The sequence below is a fragment of the Nonomuraea sp. NPDC005650 genome (assembly GCF_040605375.1).
In the GTDB taxonomy this organism is placed as follows: domain Bacteria; phylum Actinomycetota; class Actinomycetes; order Streptosporangiales; family Streptosporangiaceae; genus Nonomuraea.
In genome coordinates, this window is the sequence record NZ_JBEXCR010000064.1 from 23,755 (window position 1) to 43,083 (window position 19,329).

Annotated in this window: 19 protein-coding genes; 4 read left to right on the plus strand and 15 right to left on the minus strand. The window is 72.4% G+C overall.

Features of this window, described 5'->3' with window-relative positions; translation table 11 throughout:
* Positions 1-51: 51 nt before the first annotated feature.
* Genes ABZS69_RS60065 through ABZS69_RS60080 form a run of 4 tightly spaced genes read left to right on the plus strand, consistent with a single transcriptional unit; the run spans position 52 to position 3,648 of the window.
* Positions 52-912 carry an ABC transporter permease gene (locus tag ABZS69_RS60065; protein WP_318787474.1) on the plus strand — a complete coding sequence of 287 codons (861 nt, stop codon included), beginning with the start codon at positions 52-54 and terminating at the stop codon, positions 910-912.
* A gap of 31 nt (positions 913-943) precedes the next feature.
* Positions 944-1,978, plus strand: coding sequence for an ABC transporter substrate-binding protein (locus ABZS69_RS60070; RefSeq protein ID WP_355391732.1), 1,035 nt, complete (start codon positions 944-946; stop codon positions 1,976-1,978).
* Positions 1,962-2,756, plus strand: coding sequence for an ABC transporter ATP-binding protein (locus ABZS69_RS60075; RefSeq protein WP_355391735.1), 795 nt, complete (start codon positions 1,962-1,964; stop codon positions 2,754-2,756). The genes ABZS69_RS60070 and ABZS69_RS60075 overlap by 17 nt, the downstream gene beginning before the upstream one ends.
* Positions 2,757-2,778: 22 nt before the next feature.
* Positions 2,779-3,648 (plus strand): TauD/TfdA family dioxygenase, encoded by an 870-nt coding sequence (locus tag ABZS69_RS60080; protein ID WP_355391738.1) that lies wholly within the window; start codon positions 2,779-2,781, stop codon positions 3,646-3,648.
* A 271-nt stretch (positions 3,649-3,919) separates the two neighbouring features.
* Here the strand turns inward: ABZS69_RS60080 and ABZS69_RS60085 are convergent, their stop codons facing one another.
* The 15 genes from ABZS69_RS60085 to ABZS69_RS60155 form a co-directional block, all read right to left on the minus strand.
* Positions 3,920-4,837 (minus strand): MBL fold metallo-hydrolase, encoded by a 918-nt coding sequence (locus tag ABZS69_RS60085; RefSeq protein ID WP_355391741.1) that lies wholly within the window; start codon positions 4,835-4,837, stop codon positions 3,920-3,922.
* Positions 4,838-5,063: 226 nt separating this feature from the next.
* Entirely contained in the window at positions 5,064-5,951 is an 888-nt protein-coding gene (gene rfbD, locus ABZS69_RS60090) for a dTDP-4-dehydrorhamnose reductase (RefSeq protein ID WP_355391744.1), read from the minus strand.
* Positions 5,948-6,874, minus strand: coding sequence for a dTDP-glucose 4,6-dehydratase (gene rfbB / locus ABZS69_RS60095; RefSeq protein ID WP_355391747.1), 927 nt, complete (start codon positions 6,872-6,874; stop codon positions 5,948-5,950). The genes rfbD and rfbB overlap by 4 nt, the downstream gene beginning before the upstream one ends.
* Positions 6,871-7,938 carry a glucose-1-phosphate thymidylyltransferase gene (locus tag ABZS69_RS60100; protein WP_355391750.1) on the minus strand — a complete coding sequence of 356 codons (1,068 nt, stop codon included), beginning with the start codon at positions 7,936-7,938 and terminating at the stop codon, positions 6,871-6,873. Before ABZS69_RS60100 ends, rfbB begins: the two co-directional genes overlap by 4 nt.
* Positions 7,935-9,293 (minus strand): acetyl-CoA carboxylase biotin carboxylase subunit, encoded by a 1,359-nt coding sequence (locus ABZS69_RS60105; protein ID WP_355391753.1) that lies wholly within the window; start codon positions 9,291-9,293, stop codon positions 7,935-7,937. Before ABZS69_RS60105 ends, ABZS69_RS60100 begins: the two co-directional genes overlap by 4 nt.
* Before the next feature lie 5 nt (positions 9,294-9,298).
* A complete protein-coding gene (locus tag ABZS69_RS60110; RefSeq protein WP_355391756.1) occupies positions 9,299-9,871 on the minus strand; it encodes a biotin/lipoyl-containing protein in 573 nt (190 codons plus the stop codon).
* A complete protein-coding gene (gene accD, locus ABZS69_RS60115) occupies positions 9,868-11,568 on the minus strand; it encodes an acetyl-CoA carboxylase, carboxyltransferase subunit beta (RefSeq protein ID WP_355391759.1) in 1,701 nt (566 codons plus the stop codon). The genes ABZS69_RS60110 and accD overlap by 4 nt, the downstream gene beginning before the upstream one ends.
* Positions 11,565-11,822, minus strand: a complete 258-nt coding sequence (locus ABZS69_RS60120) for an acyl carrier protein (protein WP_355391762.1) — start codon at positions 11,820-11,822, stop codon at positions 11,565-11,567. Before ABZS69_RS60120 ends, accD begins: the two co-directional genes overlap by 4 nt.
* Positions 11,823-11,863: 41 nt before the next feature.
* Complete coding sequence (locus ABZS69_RS60125) at positions 11,864-13,084, minus strand: ketosynthase chain-length factor (RefSeq protein WP_355391765.1); 1,221 nt, start codon at positions 13,082-13,084, stop codon at positions 11,864-11,866.
* 44 nt (positions 13,085-13,128) lie between these two features.
* A complete protein-coding gene (locus ABZS69_RS60130; RefSeq protein ID WP_355391768.1) occupies positions 13,129-14,403 on the minus strand; it encodes a beta-ketoacyl-[acyl-carrier-protein] synthase family protein in 1,275 nt (424 codons plus the stop codon).
* Positions 14,400-15,341 (minus strand): 3-hydroxyacyl-CoA dehydrogenase NAD-binding domain-containing protein, encoded by a 942-nt coding sequence (locus ABZS69_RS60135; protein WP_355391771.1) that lies wholly within the window; start codon positions 15,339-15,341, stop codon positions 14,400-14,402. Before ABZS69_RS60135 ends, ABZS69_RS60130 begins: the two co-directional genes overlap by 4 nt.
* A gap of 98 nt (positions 15,342-15,439) precedes the next feature.
* Positions 15,440-16,843 carry an MDR family MFS transporter gene (locus ABZS69_RS60140; RefSeq protein ID WP_355391774.1) on the minus strand — a complete coding sequence of 468 codons (1,404 nt, stop codon included), beginning with the start codon at positions 16,841-16,843 and terminating at the stop codon, positions 15,440-15,442.
* Complete coding sequence (locus tag ABZS69_RS60145) at positions 16,836-17,897, minus strand: LLM class flavin-dependent oxidoreductase (RefSeq protein ID WP_355391777.1); 1,062 nt, start codon at positions 17,895-17,897, stop codon at positions 16,836-16,838. The genes ABZS69_RS60140 and ABZS69_RS60145 overlap by 8 nt, the downstream gene beginning before the upstream one ends.
* Positions 17,882-18,343, minus strand: coding sequence for a nuclear transport factor 2 family protein (locus ABZS69_RS60150; protein ID WP_355391780.1), 462 nt, complete (start codon positions 18,341-18,343; stop codon positions 17,882-17,884). The genes ABZS69_RS60145 and ABZS69_RS60150 overlap by 16 nt, the downstream gene beginning before the upstream one ends.
* Positions 18,340-19,323 (minus strand): aromatase/cyclase, encoded by a 984-nt coding sequence (locus ABZS69_RS60155; protein ID WP_355391783.1) that lies wholly within the window; start codon positions 19,321-19,323, stop codon positions 18,340-18,342. Before ABZS69_RS60155 ends, ABZS69_RS60150 begins: the two co-directional genes overlap by 4 nt.
* Positions 19,324-19,329 lie beyond the last annotated feature (6 nt).

Here is a 19,329-nt window from a genome sequence, read left to right on the forward strand (position 1 = left end):
GCGTCGCCGTAGCTTCGTGGTCATGAGCCCCCCGACCAGGCGTCCGAGGCGGTGACCTCGCCCACCTCGACGGCCGCCCCCTCGACCGCCGTTCCCGACGGCGGACCGGCGTCCGTCACCCGGCGATGGCGGCCGGCGACCCGCAGGATCATGGTGCGCGTGCTCGCCGGGGCCGCGCTCCTCGGCCTGTGGCAACTCGCCGCGGCCGCGGCGGCCAATCCCTCCTTCATCCCCTCCCCCGGCGCCGTGTGGGAGCAGTTCCTGCGGTTGTCCACGACGCACGACGGCATCCGCGGCTACAGCGGCAGCCTGCTCGTCGAGCACCTGGGCATCAGCCTGCGGCGCATCCTCATCGGATCCGCGATCGGCGTGGCCGGCGGGCTCGTCGTGGGCGTCGTGCTCGGCACCGTGCCGTGGATCCGCGTCGTGGCCGAGCCGGTGGTCACGTTCGTCCGGGCGCTGCCGCCGCTGGCGTACTTCAGCCTGCTCATCATCTGGTTCGGCATCGACGAGACGCCCAAGCTGTGGCTGCTGGCGATCGCGGCGCTGCCACCGGTCGCGGTGGCCACCGCCGCCGCCGTGCACGGCGCGCCGTCCCACCTGGTCGAGGCGGCCAGGGCGCTGGGCGCCTCGCGGCGGGACGTCATCCGGGACGTGGTGCTGCCCAACGCGCTGCCGGAGATCTTCACCGGCGTCCGCCTGGCCGTCGGCATCGCGTACTCGTCCGTGGTCGCCGCCGAGACGGTCAACGGCGTGCCCGGCATCGGCGGCATGGTCCGGGACGCCCAGCGTTACCTGCAGACCGACGTCGTGGTGCTGGGACTGCTGGCCATCGGACTGTCAGGCCTGCTCATCGACGGTCTGCTGCGGGTCGCGGAGAAACGGCTCATCCCCTGGCGGGGCCGCTCGTGACCCGCCGCACGTCCCTCATGAGGAAGCCGCCATGCGTCTGAGATTCCTGCTGTCCTTCGTGCTGATCGCGGTCCTGGCCGCCTGCGGTGACGGCACCGCGTCCCGGGGAGGCGGTACCGGCACGGCGGCCAACCGCATCCGCCTCGCCTACCAGGCCTTCCCCAGCGGCGACCTCATCGTCAAGAACAACAGGTGGCTGGAGGAGGCGCTGCCCGGTTACCAGATCCAGTGGACGAAGTTCGACTCGGGCGCCAGCATCAACACCGCCTTCGTGGCCGGCAGCGTGGACATCGCCGCCATCGGCTCCAGCCCGGTGGCCCGCGGGCTGTCGGCCCCGCTGAACATCCCGTACCAGGTGGCTTTCGTGCTCGACGTGGCCGGCGACAACGAGGCCCTGGTCGTCAGGAACGACAGCGGCGTGTCGGCGATCGAGGGCCTGCGCGGCAAGAAGGTCGCCACGTCGTTCGCCTCGACCTCCCATTACAGCCTGCTGGCCGCGCTCGGCCAGGCGGGCGTGCGCGAGTCGGAGCTGACCATCGTCGACCTCGAACCGCAGGACATCCTCGCCTCCTGGACGCGCGGCGACATCGACGCCGCCTACACCTGGCTGCCCACCCTGAAGGAGCTGAAGAAGAACGGCAAGGTTCTGATCGCCAGCCGGGAACTGGCCACGGCCGGCAAGCCCACGCTAGATCTCGGAGTGGTGTCCACCGCGTTCCTCAAGGCGCACCCGGAGGCGGTGGACGCCTGGCGCAAGGCCGAGGCAAGGGCCCTGCAGCTCATCGCCGACAACCGCGCCGAGGCCGCCGCCGCCGTCGCCACCGAGCTCAACCTCACCAAGGAGGACGCCGCGGACCAGCTCACCCAGGGCGTCTTCCTCAAGCCCGCCGACCTGGCCTCCCCCGAGTGGCTCGGCACCCCCGAGCGGCCCGGCGCCCTGGCCCAGAACCTCGTCAGCGCCGCGCAGTTCCTCAAGGACCAGCAGAAGATCGAAGCCGTACCCGACCTGGCGACCGTGCGGAACGCCATCTACAACAAGGGGCTACCCAGTGTCCTCACCCCTTGAGACCGGCACGCAGACCGCCGTCCACGTGAAGGATGTCGTGCACGTGTACGGGACGGGCACGGACATCGTGACCGCGCTCGGCCCGATCTCGCTCGACGTCCCCCGCGGCTCGTTCCTCGTGATCGTCGGAGCGTCCGGCTGCGGCAAGAGCACGCTGCTGCGCCTGATCGCCGGCTTCGAACGGCCCAGCGCCGGCGTCGTCCGCACCGCCGGGGCCGCGCCGGTGCCCGGCACCGGCGCCGGGATCGTGTTCCAGCAGCCCCGGCTGTTCCCCTGGAAGAGCGTGGGCGGCAACGTGGAGCTGGCCCTGCGCTACGCCGGCGTCCCCCGCGAGGAGCGCGCCCGCCGGGTGCCGGAGCTCCTCGAACGGGTCGGCCTGCACGACGTGGCCCACCGCCGGACCTGGCAGCTGTCCGGCGGTCAGCAACAGCGCGTGGCCATCGCCAGGGCGCTGGCGGGCGACGATCCGCTGCTGCTGCTGCTCGACGAGCCGTTCGCGGCCCTGGACGCGCTCACCCGCGAACGGCTGCAGGAGGATCTGCGCCGGGTCAGTGAGCAGACGGGCCGCACCTCCGTGTTCGTCACCCACAGCGTCGAAGAGGCCGTCTTCCTCGGCAGCCGCGTCGTCGTGCTCACCAGCAGGCCCGGCCAGATCGCCCTCGACCTCGACATCCCCCTGCCCCGCACCGGCCTTGAGCCCGACGAACTCCGCGCCCTCCCCGAGTACACGGCCCTGCGTGCCACCGTCAGCCACGCCGTCCGCGAGGCCGCCGGATGACCACCACAGAACAGGAGCGCACATGTCCACACCCCTGGCCGCCACGCTCACCCTGCGCCCGCTCGGACCGCACTTCGGCGCCCGGGTAGACGGGCTCGACCTGGCCACCGCGGACGACGAGGAGCTGGCCGCGGTACGAGCCGCCCTCGTCGAGTGGAAGGCACTATTCTTCTCCGGGCAGAGCCTCGACGAGGACGGCCAGGTCGCCCTGGGCCGCCGCCTCGGCGAGTTGACCGCCTCCCACCCCGTCGTCGGCGGCGTGGACGAGGCGCACCCGGAGATCTACGCGCTCGACAGCGCCGACAACGGCTTCGCCGACGTCTGGCACACCGACGTCACCTTCATGCCGCGCCCGCCGCTAGGCTCGATCCTGCGCGCCGTGGTGCTGCCTCCCACCGGCGGGGACACCAGCTGGGCCGACAGCCAGCTCGCCTACGACTCACTGGCCGCGCCCGTACGGGAACTGGCCGACCAGCTCACCGCGGTGCACGACGGCAACCGCGAGTTCGGCTACTACCTGGCCCAGCGGCGCGGCGGCCAGGGCAGCGTCTGGGAGGGCGAGGTCGTGACCCGGCTGGACCCGGTGGAGCACCCCGTCGTACGCGTCCACCCCGAGACCGGGCGCAGGGGCATCTTCGTCAACCCCGGCTTCACCTCGCACATCGTCGGTGTCTCGGAGGCCGAGAGCCGCAACATCCTTGACCTGCTCTACGCCCACCTGACCAAGCCGGAGCACGTCATCCGCCACCGCTGGCGCCTCGGCGACGTGGCCATGTGGGACAACCGCGCGACCGCCCATTACGCCAACCGCGACTACGGCACCGCCCACCGGGTCATGCACCGCATCACGCTGCGCGGCGACCGGCCGTTCGGGCCGTCGTCCCCCCGCTGAAGGGAACGGCCCGTCCCTGCCTGCCGGAGGCGGTGGAGGGGCCGTCCTCGCCGCGCTGGCGCGACTCCTGCCGCCCGGCCTGCGGGCTCATCGGCTGTTGACGCCCCACCGCCGCGGTCGCCTCGGTCAGCGGGCCGAACCCACCGGCCGCCCCCGTGCCACGCGGGGGCGGCCTCACGGTCACGCCGGCCGGGCGCGGCCGATCCCGCCTTTTCCGGGCGCCCTCCATGAAGGCTCGACCCCCGGCTGATCCCAGGTATCGGGGCGATCGTCAGGCGTGGCAGGTTAGCGGCCCGCCGTGGAAGGCGACCATCTCCTGGAAGATGTCCAGCACGTCCAGCGGGACGCCAGGGGCACCGCCGAGCTGTTCGGCATAGGCGCGGTGCAGGTTGGCCGTCAGCCGCTCCGAGTCGCGCAGCGCGCCGAAGCCGCCGAGGTCGGCCTCCTTGGCGGCCAGCAGCGGCGGCAGGCCCGCACGCACGCCCTCCGCCGCCACCTTCCGCACCCACCTCAGGTACGCCTCGGCCTCGTCCAGCACCTCGGGTCCGGCCACCCGCCCGTGCCCGGCCACCACGACAGTGGCTCCGAGCGTGCGCAGCCACTCCAGCGCACGCAGCGACCCGTCGATCGAGCCCATCAGGCAGAACGGCGTCACCCCCGACATCACCACGTCCCCGGTGAACAGCACGCCACGCTCCGGCACCCACACCACGGTGTCGTTGGTGGTGTGCGCGGGCACCGGCGGATGGATGAGCTCCACCCGCAGCTCTCCCAGGTGCACGGTCAGCCGGTCTTGGTAAGTGGCCTCGGGCAGGGCCAGCGCGAGGTCGCCCCAATCGACGCCGGGGAACAACCCGCACAGCCCGAAACCGGAGGCGGACATCTCCTCCCGGCACCGTTCCTGGGCCAGGATGAGGGAGTCCGGCGCGAAGACGAAGTTGCCGAAGGTGTGGTCGCTGTGATGGTGGGTGTTGACCACCAGGCGGGGCGGGCCGCCGCCGATGCGGCTCACCGTGTCCTTCAACCGGCGGGCACGTGCCTCGGTCGCCGCCGTGTCGACCAGTAACGCACCGGACTCGCTCACCACCAGCCCGGCGTTGTTCAGGCACCAGCCGCCGTCGGGCTGGACATAGGCGAAGACGCCGTCGGCGACCTCGTGCACCTCGGGCTCGGCGACCGTCTGTCGCATGGCCGTACCTCCTCAGGGTGTGAACAACAACGGTCCGCCATCCGGCTGGAGAGCCGATGAAGATCTGCTCGAGTTCGGAGGGCCTACGGGAGGAGGCCACTTGCCGGGAAGGCCCGCGGCAGGAGCAGGTCCGCCAGGCGTTCATCGCCGCCACGCGTGACGAAGCGGGCGTCCGAGGCGAACGGCTTCTGTGCCGTACTTCGCGGAAGGGGGAGAGGCGGCACCATCATGGCCGCACGTGCGGGGTCACGCCGATGGTGCCGTGGTCGTGGGTTTCGGCGGGGCGGGCGAGGGCGGGCCAGGCGGCTCGCAGGGCCGTGTGCCAGTGGCGGATCGGATCCCAGCGCGTGTGGGCCAGCACGCTGTTGGCGGGGCGCATCGCCGGGCGGGGGTGGGCGGAGGTCGGCACGGGGCGTACCCGGGCGGGGTCCTCGCCCAGCAGAGTGAAGATCTCTCTGGCGAATCCGTGCCAGGTCGTCTCGCCCGCGCTGGTGCCGTGGTAGACGCCCGGCGGCAGGTCGGACTGCACCAACCGGACCAGGTAGTCGGCCAGGTCGGCGGTCCAGGTGGGCTGGCCGCGCTGGTCGTCCACGACGTCGAGGTACGGCCGTTCACCCGCCATGCGGATCATCGTGCGCACGAAGTTGTCGGCGCCATGTGTCCCGTACAGCCAGGCGGAGCGCACCACATAGTGGCCGTGCTCAAGTGCGGCCCGTTCTCCGGCCAGTTTGGTGCGGCCGTAGGCGTTCAGCGGTGCGGTCGGCGCGTCCTCCAGATAGGGCTCGGCGCTGGTCCCGTCGAAGACGTAGTCGGTGGACATGTGCACGAGCCGGGCTCCGGCCAGGTCGCACGCCTCGGCAAGCCAGCGCACCGCGGTGCCGTTGACCGCCAGCGCCTGGTCCTCCTTCGCCTCCGCGTCGTCCACCGCGGTCCATGCGGCACAGTTGACCACCACCTTGGGCCGGTGGGCGGCCATGTGGTCGCGCACCGCGCGCCGGTCGCGCACGTCCAGCTCGGCGCGGCCCAGCGCGTGCACCGGCTCGCCGGTCAGCGCCGTGCGATCGAGCACGTCGGCGGCCAGCATCCCGCCCGCTCCCGTGATCAGCCAGCTCATGTCCTCCACCGGTCCCGATGCTCGGCGTACCAGCGGACCGTGTCCTTCAGCCCCCACTCGAACGGCACCCGGGGGCGGTAGCCCAGCGCCCGCAGCTTCGAGTCGTCCAGGGAATACCTGCGGTCGTGGCCCTTGCGATCGGCCACGTGCTCGACCAGTTCCCAATCCCGGCCGCAGGCTTCGAGCAGGCGCGCCGTCAACTCCTTGTTCGTCAGCTCCGCCGTGCCCGCGATGTGATAGACCTCGCCCGGCTCGCCCTTCTCCGCGACCAGGCGAATGCCCGCACAGTGATCCTCGACGTGGATCCAATCCCGCACGTTGCCGCCATCGCCATAGAGCGGTACCTTCCTGCCCCGCAGAAGGTTCGTGACGAACAGCGGGATCAGCTTCTCCGGATACTGCCGCGGCCCGTAGTTGTTGCCACAACGCGTGATCGACACGTCCAGCCCGTACGTGATCGCGTACGCGCGGGCGATCAGGTCACCGCCCGCCTTGGACGCCGCGTACGGTGAGCGGGGCCGCAGCGGGGCCGCCTCGTCCCACGAGCCCACGTCGATCGACCCGTACACCTCGTCGGTCGACACCTGCACCACCTTCGGCACCCCCGCCTCCAGGCACGCCTGCAGCAGCGTCTGCGTCCCGAGAGTGTTGGTGCGTACGAACTCCCCCGCACCGGCGATCGACCGGTCCACGTGCGACTCGGCCGCGAAGTTCACCACGAGGTCATGACCCGGTACGACCTCCGCCAGCAGACCGGCATCACAAATGTCTCCACGCACGAACTCGTGCCGCACCCCATCCAGATTGGCCCGATTCCCGGCATAGGTCAGCTTGTCGAGAACCGTGACAAACCCTTCGTGAAGGCTCCGGACGAAATGCGAGCCGATGAACCCGGCTCCCCCGGTTACCAGAATGCGGCTCATGACCCGATCTGCACCTTGCTGTGATCGCCCAGCAGCAGGCGATGCGCCTTGGGCGTCTGCGGCGCAGGGGTGACCTCCACGTCCCGGCCGATGAGCGACGACTCGATGCGCCCGACACCGGCGATGGAAGCCCTCGGCAGCACGATCGAATACTCGATCTCACTGCCCGTGATGACACACGAAGCCCCGATGGAGGTGTACGGACCGACATAACTGTCGCGCACCCTCGCCCCCGCGCCCACGATCGCCGGGCCCACCACGCGAGACCGCTCGACCACCGCCCCCGCCTCCACCGCCACCCGCCCGATCAGCTCACTGGCCCCGTCCACCCGCCCCAGCACACGAGGCTCCACCGACTCCAGAACCAGCCGGTTCACCTCCAGCATGTCCGTCACGTTCCCGGTGTCCTTCCAATAACCGGAGATCACCGACGACTCCACCCGCAACCCCGCCTCGATCAACCCCTGAATCGCATCCGTGATCTCCAGCTCACCCCGCCACGACGGCTTCAACTCCCCCACCACCGCGTGCACCGCCGCGCTGAACAGATACACCCCGACCAGCGCCAGATCACTCTTCGGCCGCGCCGGCTTCTCCTCCAGCCCCACCACCCGGCCACCCGCGTCCAACTCCGCCACCCCGAACGCCTGCGGCTCCGCGACCTTCGTCAGCATGATCTGCGCGGCCGGCCGCTCCCTCACGAACCGCTCGACCACCTCGTTGATCCCACCCACGATGAAGTTGTCACCCAGATACATCACGAAGTCCTCGTCACCCAGGAACTCCCGGGCGATCAGCACCGCGTGCGCCAACCCCAGCGGCGCCTCCTGTCGCAGGTACGTCACCCGCAGCCCGAACGCCGACCCGTCACCCACCGCCGCCTCGATCTCCGCATGCGTGTCCCCCACCACCAGGCCCAACTCCCGGATCCCCGCCGCCGCGATGGCCTCCAGACCATAGAAGAGAACCGGCTTGTTCGCCACCGGCACCAGCTGCTTGGCCGAGGTGTGCGTGATGGGCCGCAACCTGGTGCCCGACCCCCCGGCGAGCAAGAGAGCCTTCAACGCGGGTCCTCCTGCCGCAGGCGTTCGACCAGGCCGGTGTCATAGCGTCCGGCGCGGAAGTCCGGGCTGGCGAGGACCGATTCCAGGAAGGCGGTCGTGGTGCGCACGCCGGGGCCCGCGATCCGGACCTCGCCCAGCGCCCGCCGCATCCTGGCCAGCGCCCCGTCACGGTCGGGCGCCCACACCGACACCTTCGCAAGCAGGGAGTCGTAGAAGGCCGACACCGTACCGCCCGCGCCCGCGTGCGTGTCCACCCTGACGAAGGGGCCCGCGGGCACGGCGAACTGTTCGAGGCGGCCCGGCGTGGGCGCGAAGTCACGCACGGCGTCCTCGGCGTTGACCCGGCACTCGATGGCCACCCCACGCGGCACGACGTCCTCCTGACGCAGCCGCAGGGGATGACCCGCCGCGATCCGGATCTGCTCCTGCACCAGGTCGATGCCCGTGACGAGTTCGGTGACCGGATGTTCGACCTGGATCCTGCAGTTGACCTCCATGAACGAGAAGCGGCCCGCGGCGTCCACGAGGAACTCGAAGGTGCCGGCACCGACGTAACCCGCGGCCCTGGCGCCTCGCACGGCGTGCGCGGCCATCTCGTCGAGCAGGTCGCGGCCGAGCGCGGGCGCCGGCGTCTCCTCCACGAGTTTCTGGTGGCGGCGCTGCACCGAGCAGTCGCGTTCGCCGAGGTGCAGGACGTTGCCGTGCCGGTCGGCCAGCACCTGGATCTCGACATGCCTGGCGGGGCTGAGGTAGCGCTCCAAATAGACGCGTCCGTCGCCGAACAGAGCGCTCGCGTGCCGCCTGGTCTCGCGGTAGACGGACGACAGGTCCTCGGGCGTACGGCTCACCCCGATGCCGCGTCCGCCGCCGCCCGCGACGGCCTTGACCACCAGGGGCCAGCCGATGGCCGCGGCAGCCTCCTGCGCATCGGCCAGGGTCTCGACGGGTTCCAGCGTGCCGGGCAGCATCGGCAGGCCCGCCCGCGCCATGAGGGAGCGGCAGGACGACTTGTCGCCCAGCGCCTCGATGACGTGGGGCGGCGGACCGATGAACGTCAGCCCCTCTGCGGCGCAGAGCTCGGCGAAGTCGGCGTTCTCCGACAGGAAGCCGTAGCCGGGATGCACGGCGTCCGCGCCGACCATGCGGGCGGCCTCCAGCACCGCCGGGATGTTGAGGTAGCTGTGCTTGGCGGCTCCGGGGCCGACGCACACCGCCCGGTCGGCGTAGCGGACCACCTCGCCGCCGGCGTCCTCGGTCGAGTACACGACGGCCACTTTGACGCCCAGTTCTCGGCAGGCCCGCGCGACGCGCAGCGCGATCTCGCCGCGGTTGGCGATGAGGACGGTGTCGAACATGCCGCTCACCCGCCCTGTGCCGGTGCGACGGCGAACAGCGGATGTCCGTACTCGACCGCGGTCCCGTCCGGCTGGAGGCAGGCGACGATGCGGCCGTGCCGGTCGGCCTCGACGGGGATCATGAGCTTCATGGCCTCGATCAGCCCCACCTTCTGGCCGGGTACGACGGTGTCGCCCTCGGCCACGAACGGTGGGGCGCCCGGCTCTGGCGCGCGGTAGAAGACGCCCACGGACGGCGCGACGAGGGGGACGGTCTCCTCGTCCCGCGGTGCGCCGGCCGGGGCGGGCGCGGGGGCCGGCGACGGCGAGGGTGGTGCCGGTCCCTCGGGCCAGTCGAGCTCGATGGTCACCGGTCCCACGGCCAGCCGCAGCGTACGCGGCTGCCGGGGCAGGCCGGCCAGGAGGTCGAGTACGCCGGCCCGCGCCGCGGCCAGCAGATCAGGCAGCCCCTCCGGCGGCACGTCCTCCGGCAGACCGTTGCGCCGCCCGTCCAGGAGGGCATCTCGCCGCTCGTCCGACGGCCCGTCCCGACGCTCGGTGACCAGCACGCCGTCGAACGTGTCCCCTTCCCGTCTCACCCCACCACCGCCCGGGACCCGAGCCGTCGGAACCGGGCTCTCCTGCGGGCCGTCAGCTCCGCGGCGGGCAACGCGCGCAGCTCGGCCAGGGTCGCGCCGACGGCCTCGCCCAGCAGGCGTGCCGTTCCCTCCGGGTCGGCCTGGGCGCCGCCGTCGGGCTCGGGCAGGACCGCGTCCACCACGCCGCGGGCCAGCAGCTCGCGCGCGTCCAGACCCAGCGCACGGGCCGCGCTCGGCGCAGCCGCCCCGTCGCGCCACAGGATCGCGGCGCAGCCCTCGGGGCTGATCACCGAGTAGACGGCGTTGCTCAGCATCAGGACGCGATCCGCGACCGCCAGTCCCAGCGCCCCGCCGCTGCCGCCCTCGGAGATCACCACGGACACGATCGGCACCGGCAGCCCGGCCATGAGGCGCAGGTTCTCGGCGATCGCGACGGCCTGTCCCTCGCGTTCCGCCGAAACTCCCGGGTACGCCCCTCCTGTGTCCACCAGCGTGAGAACGGGGATGCCGACCTTGGCGGCCAGCCGCATGAGCCGGGCGGCCTTGCGGTACCCGGCGGGGGCGGGCATGCCGAAGTTGCGCTCCCTGAGCTCGGCGGCGTCGTGGCCCTTCTGCTGGCCGATCACGACGATGGGCTGCCCGTCGAGAGTGCCGATGCCGCCGACCGTGGCGGGGCAGTCGCCGCCCAGGCGGTCGCCGCGCAACTCCTCGAAGTCGTCCACGAGCCAGTGCACGTAGTCGAGCGCGGTGGGCCTGTCGAGACTTCTGGCCAGGCGTACGACCTGGTAGGGGTCGGTGGTGGCCAGTCGGTCCGGGTCGGTCAGGAGAGCGGAGAGCTCGCCGGGGGACGGCCGGGCGATCGCCTCCGCGAGGGACGGCCGGGTCTGCGCGGGGCCGAGAGTGCGGAGCAGGCGGCGGAGGGTGGGGCGCAGCTCGTCGCGGGACCTGATGGCGTCGATCTGCCCGTGGCGCAGCAGGAACTCCGCCGTCTGAAAGCCGGGTGGCAGCCGCTCGCCGATCGTGCGCTCGATCACCCGCGGCCCGGCGAACCCCATCCGCGCCCCCGGCTCGGCCACGATGACGTCGCAGAGGGTGGCGAAGGAGGCTGCCACGCCGCCGTAGGTCGGGTCGGTGATCACTGAGATGGTCGGCAGGCCCGCCTGGTCCAGCGCCAGCAGCGCCTGGCTGGTCTTGGCCATCTGCATGAGCGCGAGCGCGCCCTCCTGCATGCGGGCGCCGCCGGACGCGGCCACGATGACGAGCGGCCGCCGCTCGGCGAGTGCGGTCTCGGCGGCGACCGTGATCAGCTCGCCCACCGCGCCGCCCAGGCTGCCACCCAGGAAGTCGAACTCCATGACGACGAGCATCGCGGGCACGCCGCCGATCCGGCCGCGCGCCGCGATGGCCGCCTCACTCAGCCCGGTACGGGCCCGCGCCTCGGCCAGCCGCTCCCGGTACGGCCGCGTGTCGGCGAAGCCAAGCGGGTCGTCGGCCGGGTATGGCACGTCCATCGGCTCGGCCGTGCCCGGATCCAGCAGCAGCTCGACCCGCTCGCTGGCGGGGACGCGCCGGTGGTGCCCGCACTCGGGGCACACACCGTGCGAGCGGGCCAGCCGCTTGGCGTAGAGGAGGTAACCGCAGCCGTCGCAACGCCACCATGAGGCGGTCGCGGCGGGGCGGAACGTGGTCGCGGTCACGGCGCCGGCGCGATCTCGGCGCCCGCCAGCTCCAGTACCTTCCTGGGCGTGCCGGTGCCGAGAACGTCCTCGTCGGACAGGTGCACGCCGTAGTCCCTGCTCAGGCACGCCGCCATCTCCAGAACGGCGATGGAGTCGTAGCCCAGCTCGGCGAACGGGACGTCGGCGAAGTCACCCTCCAGGGGCGCGGCGTCGTCCTCGCCCGCGACTTCCCGCAGGATCGTGGCCAGGCCGGCCAGCGTGAGCGGTTTCATGACAATCCCTCCTGGAATCCTGGAATGTTGTCGGGCGCGGCTCATACCGGCCCGCCCACCACCATCGCGGTGTTGAAGCCGCGCAGGCCCCTGGCCACGACCAGGGCGGTGCGGACGCGCCGCGGACGCGGCTCACCTACGACGAGGTCGAGCCAGTAGTCGGGGCTCGGCCGGACGTGCACGGCGGGCGGGACGAGGCCGTCCCTGATCGACAGCAGCGCGGCCGCCACGTCGAGCGGTCCCGCGCCGGCGCACAACCGTCCGGTCATGGTCTTGGGGATGGAGACGGGCACCGAGCGGGGCCCGAAGACGGCCACGAGCGCCTCCGCCTCGGCGCGGTCGAGGTCCGGGACGCCGGCCCCGTCCGCGAAGATCACATCGATGTCGCCGGGCGCGCGGCCGGCTTCGGCCAGGGCCGATTCGATCGCCCGGCGCAGGCCGAGCGAGTCGGCGGGCGCGCCGGGACGGGGCCGCCTGTCGAAGGTGGCCGCGTGACCGAGGACGCGCCCGTAGACGCGGGCGCCGCGGGCCGCGGCCGCGGCGGCGTCCTCGGCGATCAGGATGGCGCCGCCCTCGCCGGGCACGAACCCCGAGGCGGCCGCGTCGAAGGGGCGGTAGGCGTCGGCCGGGTCGGCGGCCCGGCTGAGCTGCCCGGTGCTCACCTGGGCGATCCAGCCCCATGGGCACAGCGAGCCGTCCACCGCGCCCGTCACGACCGCGGGCACACCGCCGCGCACGTGCCTGCGGGCCTGGGCGATGGCGTCCAGGCCGCCCGCCTGGTCGGAGACGAGCACGCCGCTCGGGCCGCGGAAACCGTGCCTGATCGAGATCTGGCCGGTGTTGACGGCGTAGAACCAGGCGAACGACTGGTACGCGCTGACGTGCCCGGGGCCGTCGCGCCACAGTTTCTCCAGCTCTCGGTGGCCGAACTCGAAACCGCCCGCTCCGGCTGCGGTCACCACGCCGACGCCGTACTCGGGCTGGGTCTCCTGGGTGAGGCCGGCGTCGTCCAGCGCCTCCTCGGCCGCCACGAGCGAGAGCCTGGTCATGTGGTCGGTCTGCGGGATGAGCCGGCCGGGCAGGTGGTCGGCGGGGACGAACCCGGAGACCTCGCCTGCCAGGACCACGGGGTATCCGGCGGGGTCGAACCGGGTGACGCGCCCGATGCCGGACCGGCCGGCCAGGGTCGCGGCCCAGTAGTCGGCGATGCCCAGGCCGATCGGCGCGACGACGCCGATGCCGGTGATCACCGTCCCCGCCACCGTCCTCTCCGTCGTGCCGGTCGCCGGTGCGGCCGTCGTCCCCCTCATCGGCGGCCCGCCCGCTGCGGCCCGGTGAGCACCATCGCGCTCTGGAACCCGCCGAAGCCGCTGCCCACGGTGAGCACGGTGTCGAGACCGGCGGCGTTCCTGGCGACCAGCGGGACGTAGTCGAGGTCGCACTCGGGATCGGGCTCGTGGAGGTTGGCGGTGGGCGGGATCGCGCCGTGCTCGATCGCCAGCGCGCAGGCGGCGATCTCCAGCGAGCCGATCGCGCCGAGGGAGTGGCCAATCATGGACTTGATCGAGCTGACCGGCGTCCGGTAGGCGGAGTCCCCGAGGGCGCGTTTGAAGGCGGCGGTCTCGTGCCGGTCGTTCTGGCGGGTGCTGGAGCCGTGGGCGTTGACGTAACCGACCTCGTCCGGCGCGACCCGGGCCTCGTCGAGCGCGGCGCTGATCGCCGCCGCCATCTCCTTGCCGTCGGGTCGCAAGCCGGTCATGTGGAAGGCGTTGCAGCGGGAGGCGAACCCCTCGACGGCGGCGTACACGTAAGCGCCCCTGGCCAGGGCCCGCTCGCGCTCCTCCAGGACGAACACCGCCGAGCCCTCGCCCAGGACGAACCCGTTGCGGGTGTTGTCGAAGGGTCTGGAGGCCGTGGTGGGCTCGTCGTTGCGCGGGGTGGTGGCCCTGATGGCGTCGAAGCAGGCCAGGGTGATGGGGGAGATCGGGGCGTCCGACGCGCCGGCGATCATGGTGTCGGCGGAGCCCTCCTCGATCAGCCGGACGGCGTGACCGACCGCGTCGAGGCCCGAGGTGCAGCCGGTGGATACGACGGTGCACGGGCCCTGCGCCTCCACCGCCCAGCCGACCTCCGCCGCGATCGAACTCGGCACGTAGTAGTCGTAAAGGTGCGGCACCGCGTAGTCGGGATTCACATGCCATTCGCGTCCGCCGTCGCTGACGACCACGTACTCACGTTCCAGGCTGGTGGTGCACCCCACGGCGCTGCCGATGGCGACGCCGGTCCTGAACGGGTCGAGCTCCTGCGGCGCGAGCCCGCTGTCGGCCAGCGCCTGGCGAGCCGACACGACGGCGAACTGGGTCGCGCGGTCCATCCTGCGCAGCTCCTGCGGCGTCAGGCCCTCGGCGACCCCGTCGAAGTCGCATTCGGCGGCGACGGTGGAGCGGAACGGCGAGGCGTCGAAGTGCGTGATCGTCCGGGTGGCCGTGCGGCCGGAGACGAGCAGGTCCCAGAAGGGTTTGACGCCGACGCCGCCGGGTGAGACGACGCCGATGCCGGTGATCACGGCGGTGCGGCTCATTGGGTCGCGTCCCCCTCGCCGAGCTCGGCCAGCGCGCGCAGCACCGCCGTGTGCCTGGTGTCCCGCTCGGCGGCGAGCTGCTCGTACGTCCGGCCCGCGAACGCTTGATCGGCCTGGTCGATGAGCGTTCGCACGGTCTGCTCGTCCATCGGCGGGTGGCCGAGCCCGGCCCAGCCCTTCTCCAGCCCCGCGCCCAGATGGCTGAGCCAGTGGCGCAGTCCGCCGGGACCGCCGCCGAGGTGGAAGGACTGGAAGGGCCCGACGGTGGACCAGCGCAGCCCGATCGAGTTGACCACCACGGCGTCGAGCTGCTCCACCGTGACCACACCCGAGCGGACCAGGTGGATGCTCTCGCGCAGCAGCGCCGACTGCAGCCGGTTGGCCACGAACCCGTTGATGCCGTGGTCCAGCACGATCGGCGTCTTACCCAGCTCCCGGTAGAACGCCACGGCCCGCTCGGCGAGTCGGGGATCGGCCCCTTCCGCGGCGACGACCTCCACCAGCGGGATGAGGTGCGCCGGGTTGAACGGATGGCCGACCAGGACCCTGCGGGGGTCGGGCAGGTCGGCGCCGATGTCCTCGGGCAGGAAGGTCGAGGTGGAGCTGAGCAGCAGTGCGTCGGGCGGCGCCGCCGCGGCGATCTTGCCGAACAGCTCCCGCTTGAGCTCCAGGTTCTCCGGCGCGTTCTCCTGCACGACGTCGGCGCCGTCGAGCGCGCGGTCCAGGTCCGGCTCGATCCGCAGCCGCGTGACCAGCTCCTCCGGGTCGGCGCCGCCGCCCGGGATCGTGGGCGCGAAGAGTTCGAGGCCCTCAAGTACGACGCGCTCGGCGTCCGCGCGGCGGCTGTTCACGCGTACCCGGAGCCCGCGGGCGAGGAACAGGGCGGTCCACCCGAGCCCTATGGTCCCCGCGCCGATGATTGTCGCCTCAGCGGCCATGGGCCGTCACCATCCCCGATCGTTTCGGTTGCTGTACACCCGTCAGCATCACCGGCTCTCCTCGCGGTGCGCTCAAGTCCGGGACGAACCAGGACAGATCACTCAGAACGGCGGCGGCCTGCCATGAGGAGTGCCGGCAGGAGCGTCAGCACGGTGAACCCGACGGCCCACCAGAAGGTCCCGGAGTAGGCGTCGGCGGCGCCGCCCGAACTGCCCAGCCGGCACTGCAGCACCACCGCGAGCACGGCGGTGCCGAACGACCCGCCGAGCCGCTGGACGATGTTGAACACGGTCGTCGCGCCCGGATAGTCCCGCTCCGGGACCCCGTAGTAGGCCGCCGAGACGACGGGGATGACCGCCGCCCCCAGTCCGAGCCCGCGCACCCCGAGGCCCAGCTCCAGCACCGCCGGGCCGGCCGACGGGCCGGCGAGCGCGAACGGGAGCGTGCCGGCGACGGCCAGAGCGATCCCCGCCAGCACGAGGGGCCGCGGGCCGATCCGGTCCACCAGCAGCCCGACCAGCGGCATCGCGAGCATCGCGCCGATCCCCTGGGGAGCCAGCAGCAGCCCGGCCCGCAGCGCGTCCGCCCCGTGGATCCGCTCGTAGAACAGGGGCAGCACGAACATCGTCCCGAGCAGCGCGGCCTGGGTGCAGAAGACCACGGCCGAGGCCGACGACAGCGAGCGCACCCGTAACAGGCGCACGTTCACGAGCGACGCGGGCCGGCGCCACGCGCGGATGACGAAGGCCAGCAGCAGGAGAATCCCCGCTCCGGCGCACCCGGACGCCACCACGTCCAGGCCCTCGGGAGCCTCGCCGACCCGCGTCAGGCCGTAGACCAGCAGCGCCATCGCGGGCGCGAGCAGCACCAGACCGGCCACGTCGAGCCGGCGCCCGGCATCGCGGACGCCCCGTGGCAGCCCGCGATGGCCGGCCACCAGCGCGACCAGGCAGATCGGCAGGTTGACGAAGAAGATCCAGCGCCACCCGAGCGTCGCGACGAGCACCCCGCCGAGTGTGGGCCCCGCGATGGGGGCGAGCTGGCCAGGCACCGCCAGGATCGCCATGGCCCGCCCGGCCCGCCGCTCCCCCGCGACCTGGGCCAGGACTGTCTGCATGACCGGGAAGATCATCCCGCCCGCCGCCCCCTGCGCCACCCTGGCCGCCACCAGGACGGGCAGCGACCAGGCCACCCCGCACAGCACCGACCCGGCCAGGAACAGCAGCAGCGACACCGTCCAGACGGGCCGCCCACCATAGCGCTCGATCGCCCAGCCGACGAGCGGCACCACCATGGCGAAGGCCAGCAGGTAACCGGTGCTGACGAGCTGGATGGCGGCGACCGGTGCCCCGAAGGCCCGGCCCAGGTCGGGGATCGCGACGCTGACGATCGTGGTGTCCAGCAGCGGTGCCAGCGCGCCGAGCTGGAGGATCAGCCCGACGCGCAGCAGCCGGCCGTCCACGCGGGGCGGGCCGGCCTGCGGCGCCGCCTCGTCAGGCATGCAGCTTGGGCAGCACCCGGTCGGCCAGCAGGCGCAGGGTGCGCGCCGCGTCCTGGACGTCCAGGTGCCCGGAATGGATGCCCAGGCTGATCGTCACGTCGTCGCCGTACCAGCCGGCGATGCGCTCGAGCTGGCCGCGGACCTGTTCGGGGTCGCCCACCAGCACCTTGTCGTCCTTGAGCCGGTCGTCGAAGGTCGTCCGCGTGGCGAGGTCGGCCAGTTTCTCGTAGCCCGGGTAGGCCGCGCTGGTGGTGCCGCTCCAGGCGCGAACGGCGGCGGCGATGGCCGCGGTGTTCCGCTCCTCGTCGAAGCGCCCCTTGAGGACGGCCTGAGCGCCGTCCTCCGCCACCACGCAGGGATAGCTGAAGTGGACACGCGCCGCGCCCTCAGGATGGCCGGCCGCCGCCCAGGCGCCCCGGTAGATCGACAGGCGTTCCTGGAGCACCTCGCGCGACATCACGTTCGGCACCGTCTGCAGGTTGTAGCCGTCGGTGCCGGCCCGCTCGACCGACTCCGCGCTGCGCGCGCTGGTGACGAACACCGGCGGGTGCGGCCGCTGCACGACCCTGGGCAGCAGCGTGACGGGGCCGAACTGGTGGAAGCGCCCCTCGAACCGTACGTCCTCCTCACTCCACAGCCGTACGCAGGCCGTCACCCCCTCGGTGAACCTGTCCCTGCTCTCGTCCAGCGGGATGCCGAAGGCGGCGAACTCGTCCGGCAGGAACGCCCGCCCGAACGCGGCGTCCAGCCGCCCGTGGGACAGGTTGTCCAGCATGGCGAGCTTGCCGGCGAGTTTGACCGGATGGGTGAAGGCGGGGATGGCCGCGCTGGTCCCGAGCCGGATCCTGCTGGTGCGGGCGGCCACGGCGGCGAGGAAGGTCACCGGGTCGGGGCTGTAGCCGCCGTAGGGAAAGAAGTAGTGCTCGACCGTCTTGACGTGCAGGAAGCCCAGATCTTCCGCCAGCTCCGCGAGGTAGAGGCACTCGTCGAAGTATTGCGAGGCCGGCTTGTCGCCGGGACCGACGGTGGGGAAGAAGACTACGCCGAACTCCACGGCGCCTCGCTCTCCAGCGGCCCGGCCGCGTCGTGACGGATGCTCCGGTGGCTGACCAGCCAGCCGTCGTCGTGCGGGACCAGCACGTCGTGCGCCTCCGCGCTGAGGTAGACGGCGAGCCCGCCGCCGGTCGGCGTGGACATCACCAGGGCGTAGTAGGTGGCGCCGAGCCTGCCGTCGGCCTCGTGATCGACCTCCAGCATGCCGAACCAGTGCCGGCGCTGCACCCCCTCCGCGGCGGTGGCGTCGGCGCGCTTACGGGCGGAGGCGGCGATGGCCTCGCGGCCTTCCAGCCGCTCGCCCTTGACGACCTCCTCGAAGACGCCGTCCTCGGTGAAGGTGGCCGCCCATTCGTCGGTCCTGCCGCGGTCGAGCAGGCGGGTCTGCCTGGCGTAGAACGCCTGGATCTCGCCGTACAGGCCGCCCGGGGAGAGGGGACGGCTCACGACGCCGCTCCCACGGTGGTCTCCGCGTACTTCTTCGCGTGCTCCAGCGTGGCCAGGCTGTTGCCGCTCAGCGCCCGCCGGACCCATGCGCGGGCCGTCTCCACGTCGGCGTCCTCGCCGAGGACGGAGGCGATGGCCTCCTCCTTGATGACCACCGTGTGCTCGCTCGTCGCGGTGGTGCGGCCGTCGTGCTCGGCGAAGGTCCACCGGCCGTTGTGCACCGACAGCAGCGCGGGGAGCACCTGCTGCTTGTAGACGATGGAGCGATGGGGGAAGGTCACCCGTACGGACTCGGTGGTGTGCAGGTCGCCCTTGGCCGTACGCGTGTCCAGGCGGAGCACCTGGACGTGGGGCTGCACTTCGCGCAGCGAGACGCGGGCCACGTGCGGCAGCCGTTCGGCCCAGTGCTGCGCCTGGTCGATGAAGTCGAAGACGTCCTGGGCGGAGCCGGCGATCTCGACGCTGTCGGCGAAGACCAGCAGCAACCGGTCCTGGGCCGCCTCACGCTCGGCGACCCGCTTGAGCGCGGCCAGCTCCGCCTCGCTGTTGCGGTCGACCGCTCGCGCGATCCACTCGGCTCCGTCCGGATCGTCGCCGACCGCCCGGTAGTCGTGATGCAGCCGGATGAGCGACTCGCCGCCCGGCAGCGGCTCGATCTCCCACCGGCCGCCCATCTCGGCGACCGGAGGCTGCGACACCTCCTGGCGGAACGAGATCCGCAGCCCGGCCCGCTCCAGCTCGCGGCGGGACGTCCAGGACTTGACCGTGTCGTTGGCGGTCGCCCAGATGGTGATCCGCTCGGCGGCCCCGTCAGTCCCCAGCCGCTCGGCTGCTCCGTCCGACTCCAGCCGCTCGACGTGGACGGTCGGCGGGAACACGCGCGGCCAGGCGGTCACGTCGGCGATCAGCTCGTAGACCTTCTCCGCCGGAGCCCGCACCGTGACGCGGTGCTCGGCCCGGTGGGTGCGCGGGTTGGCCATCTCACT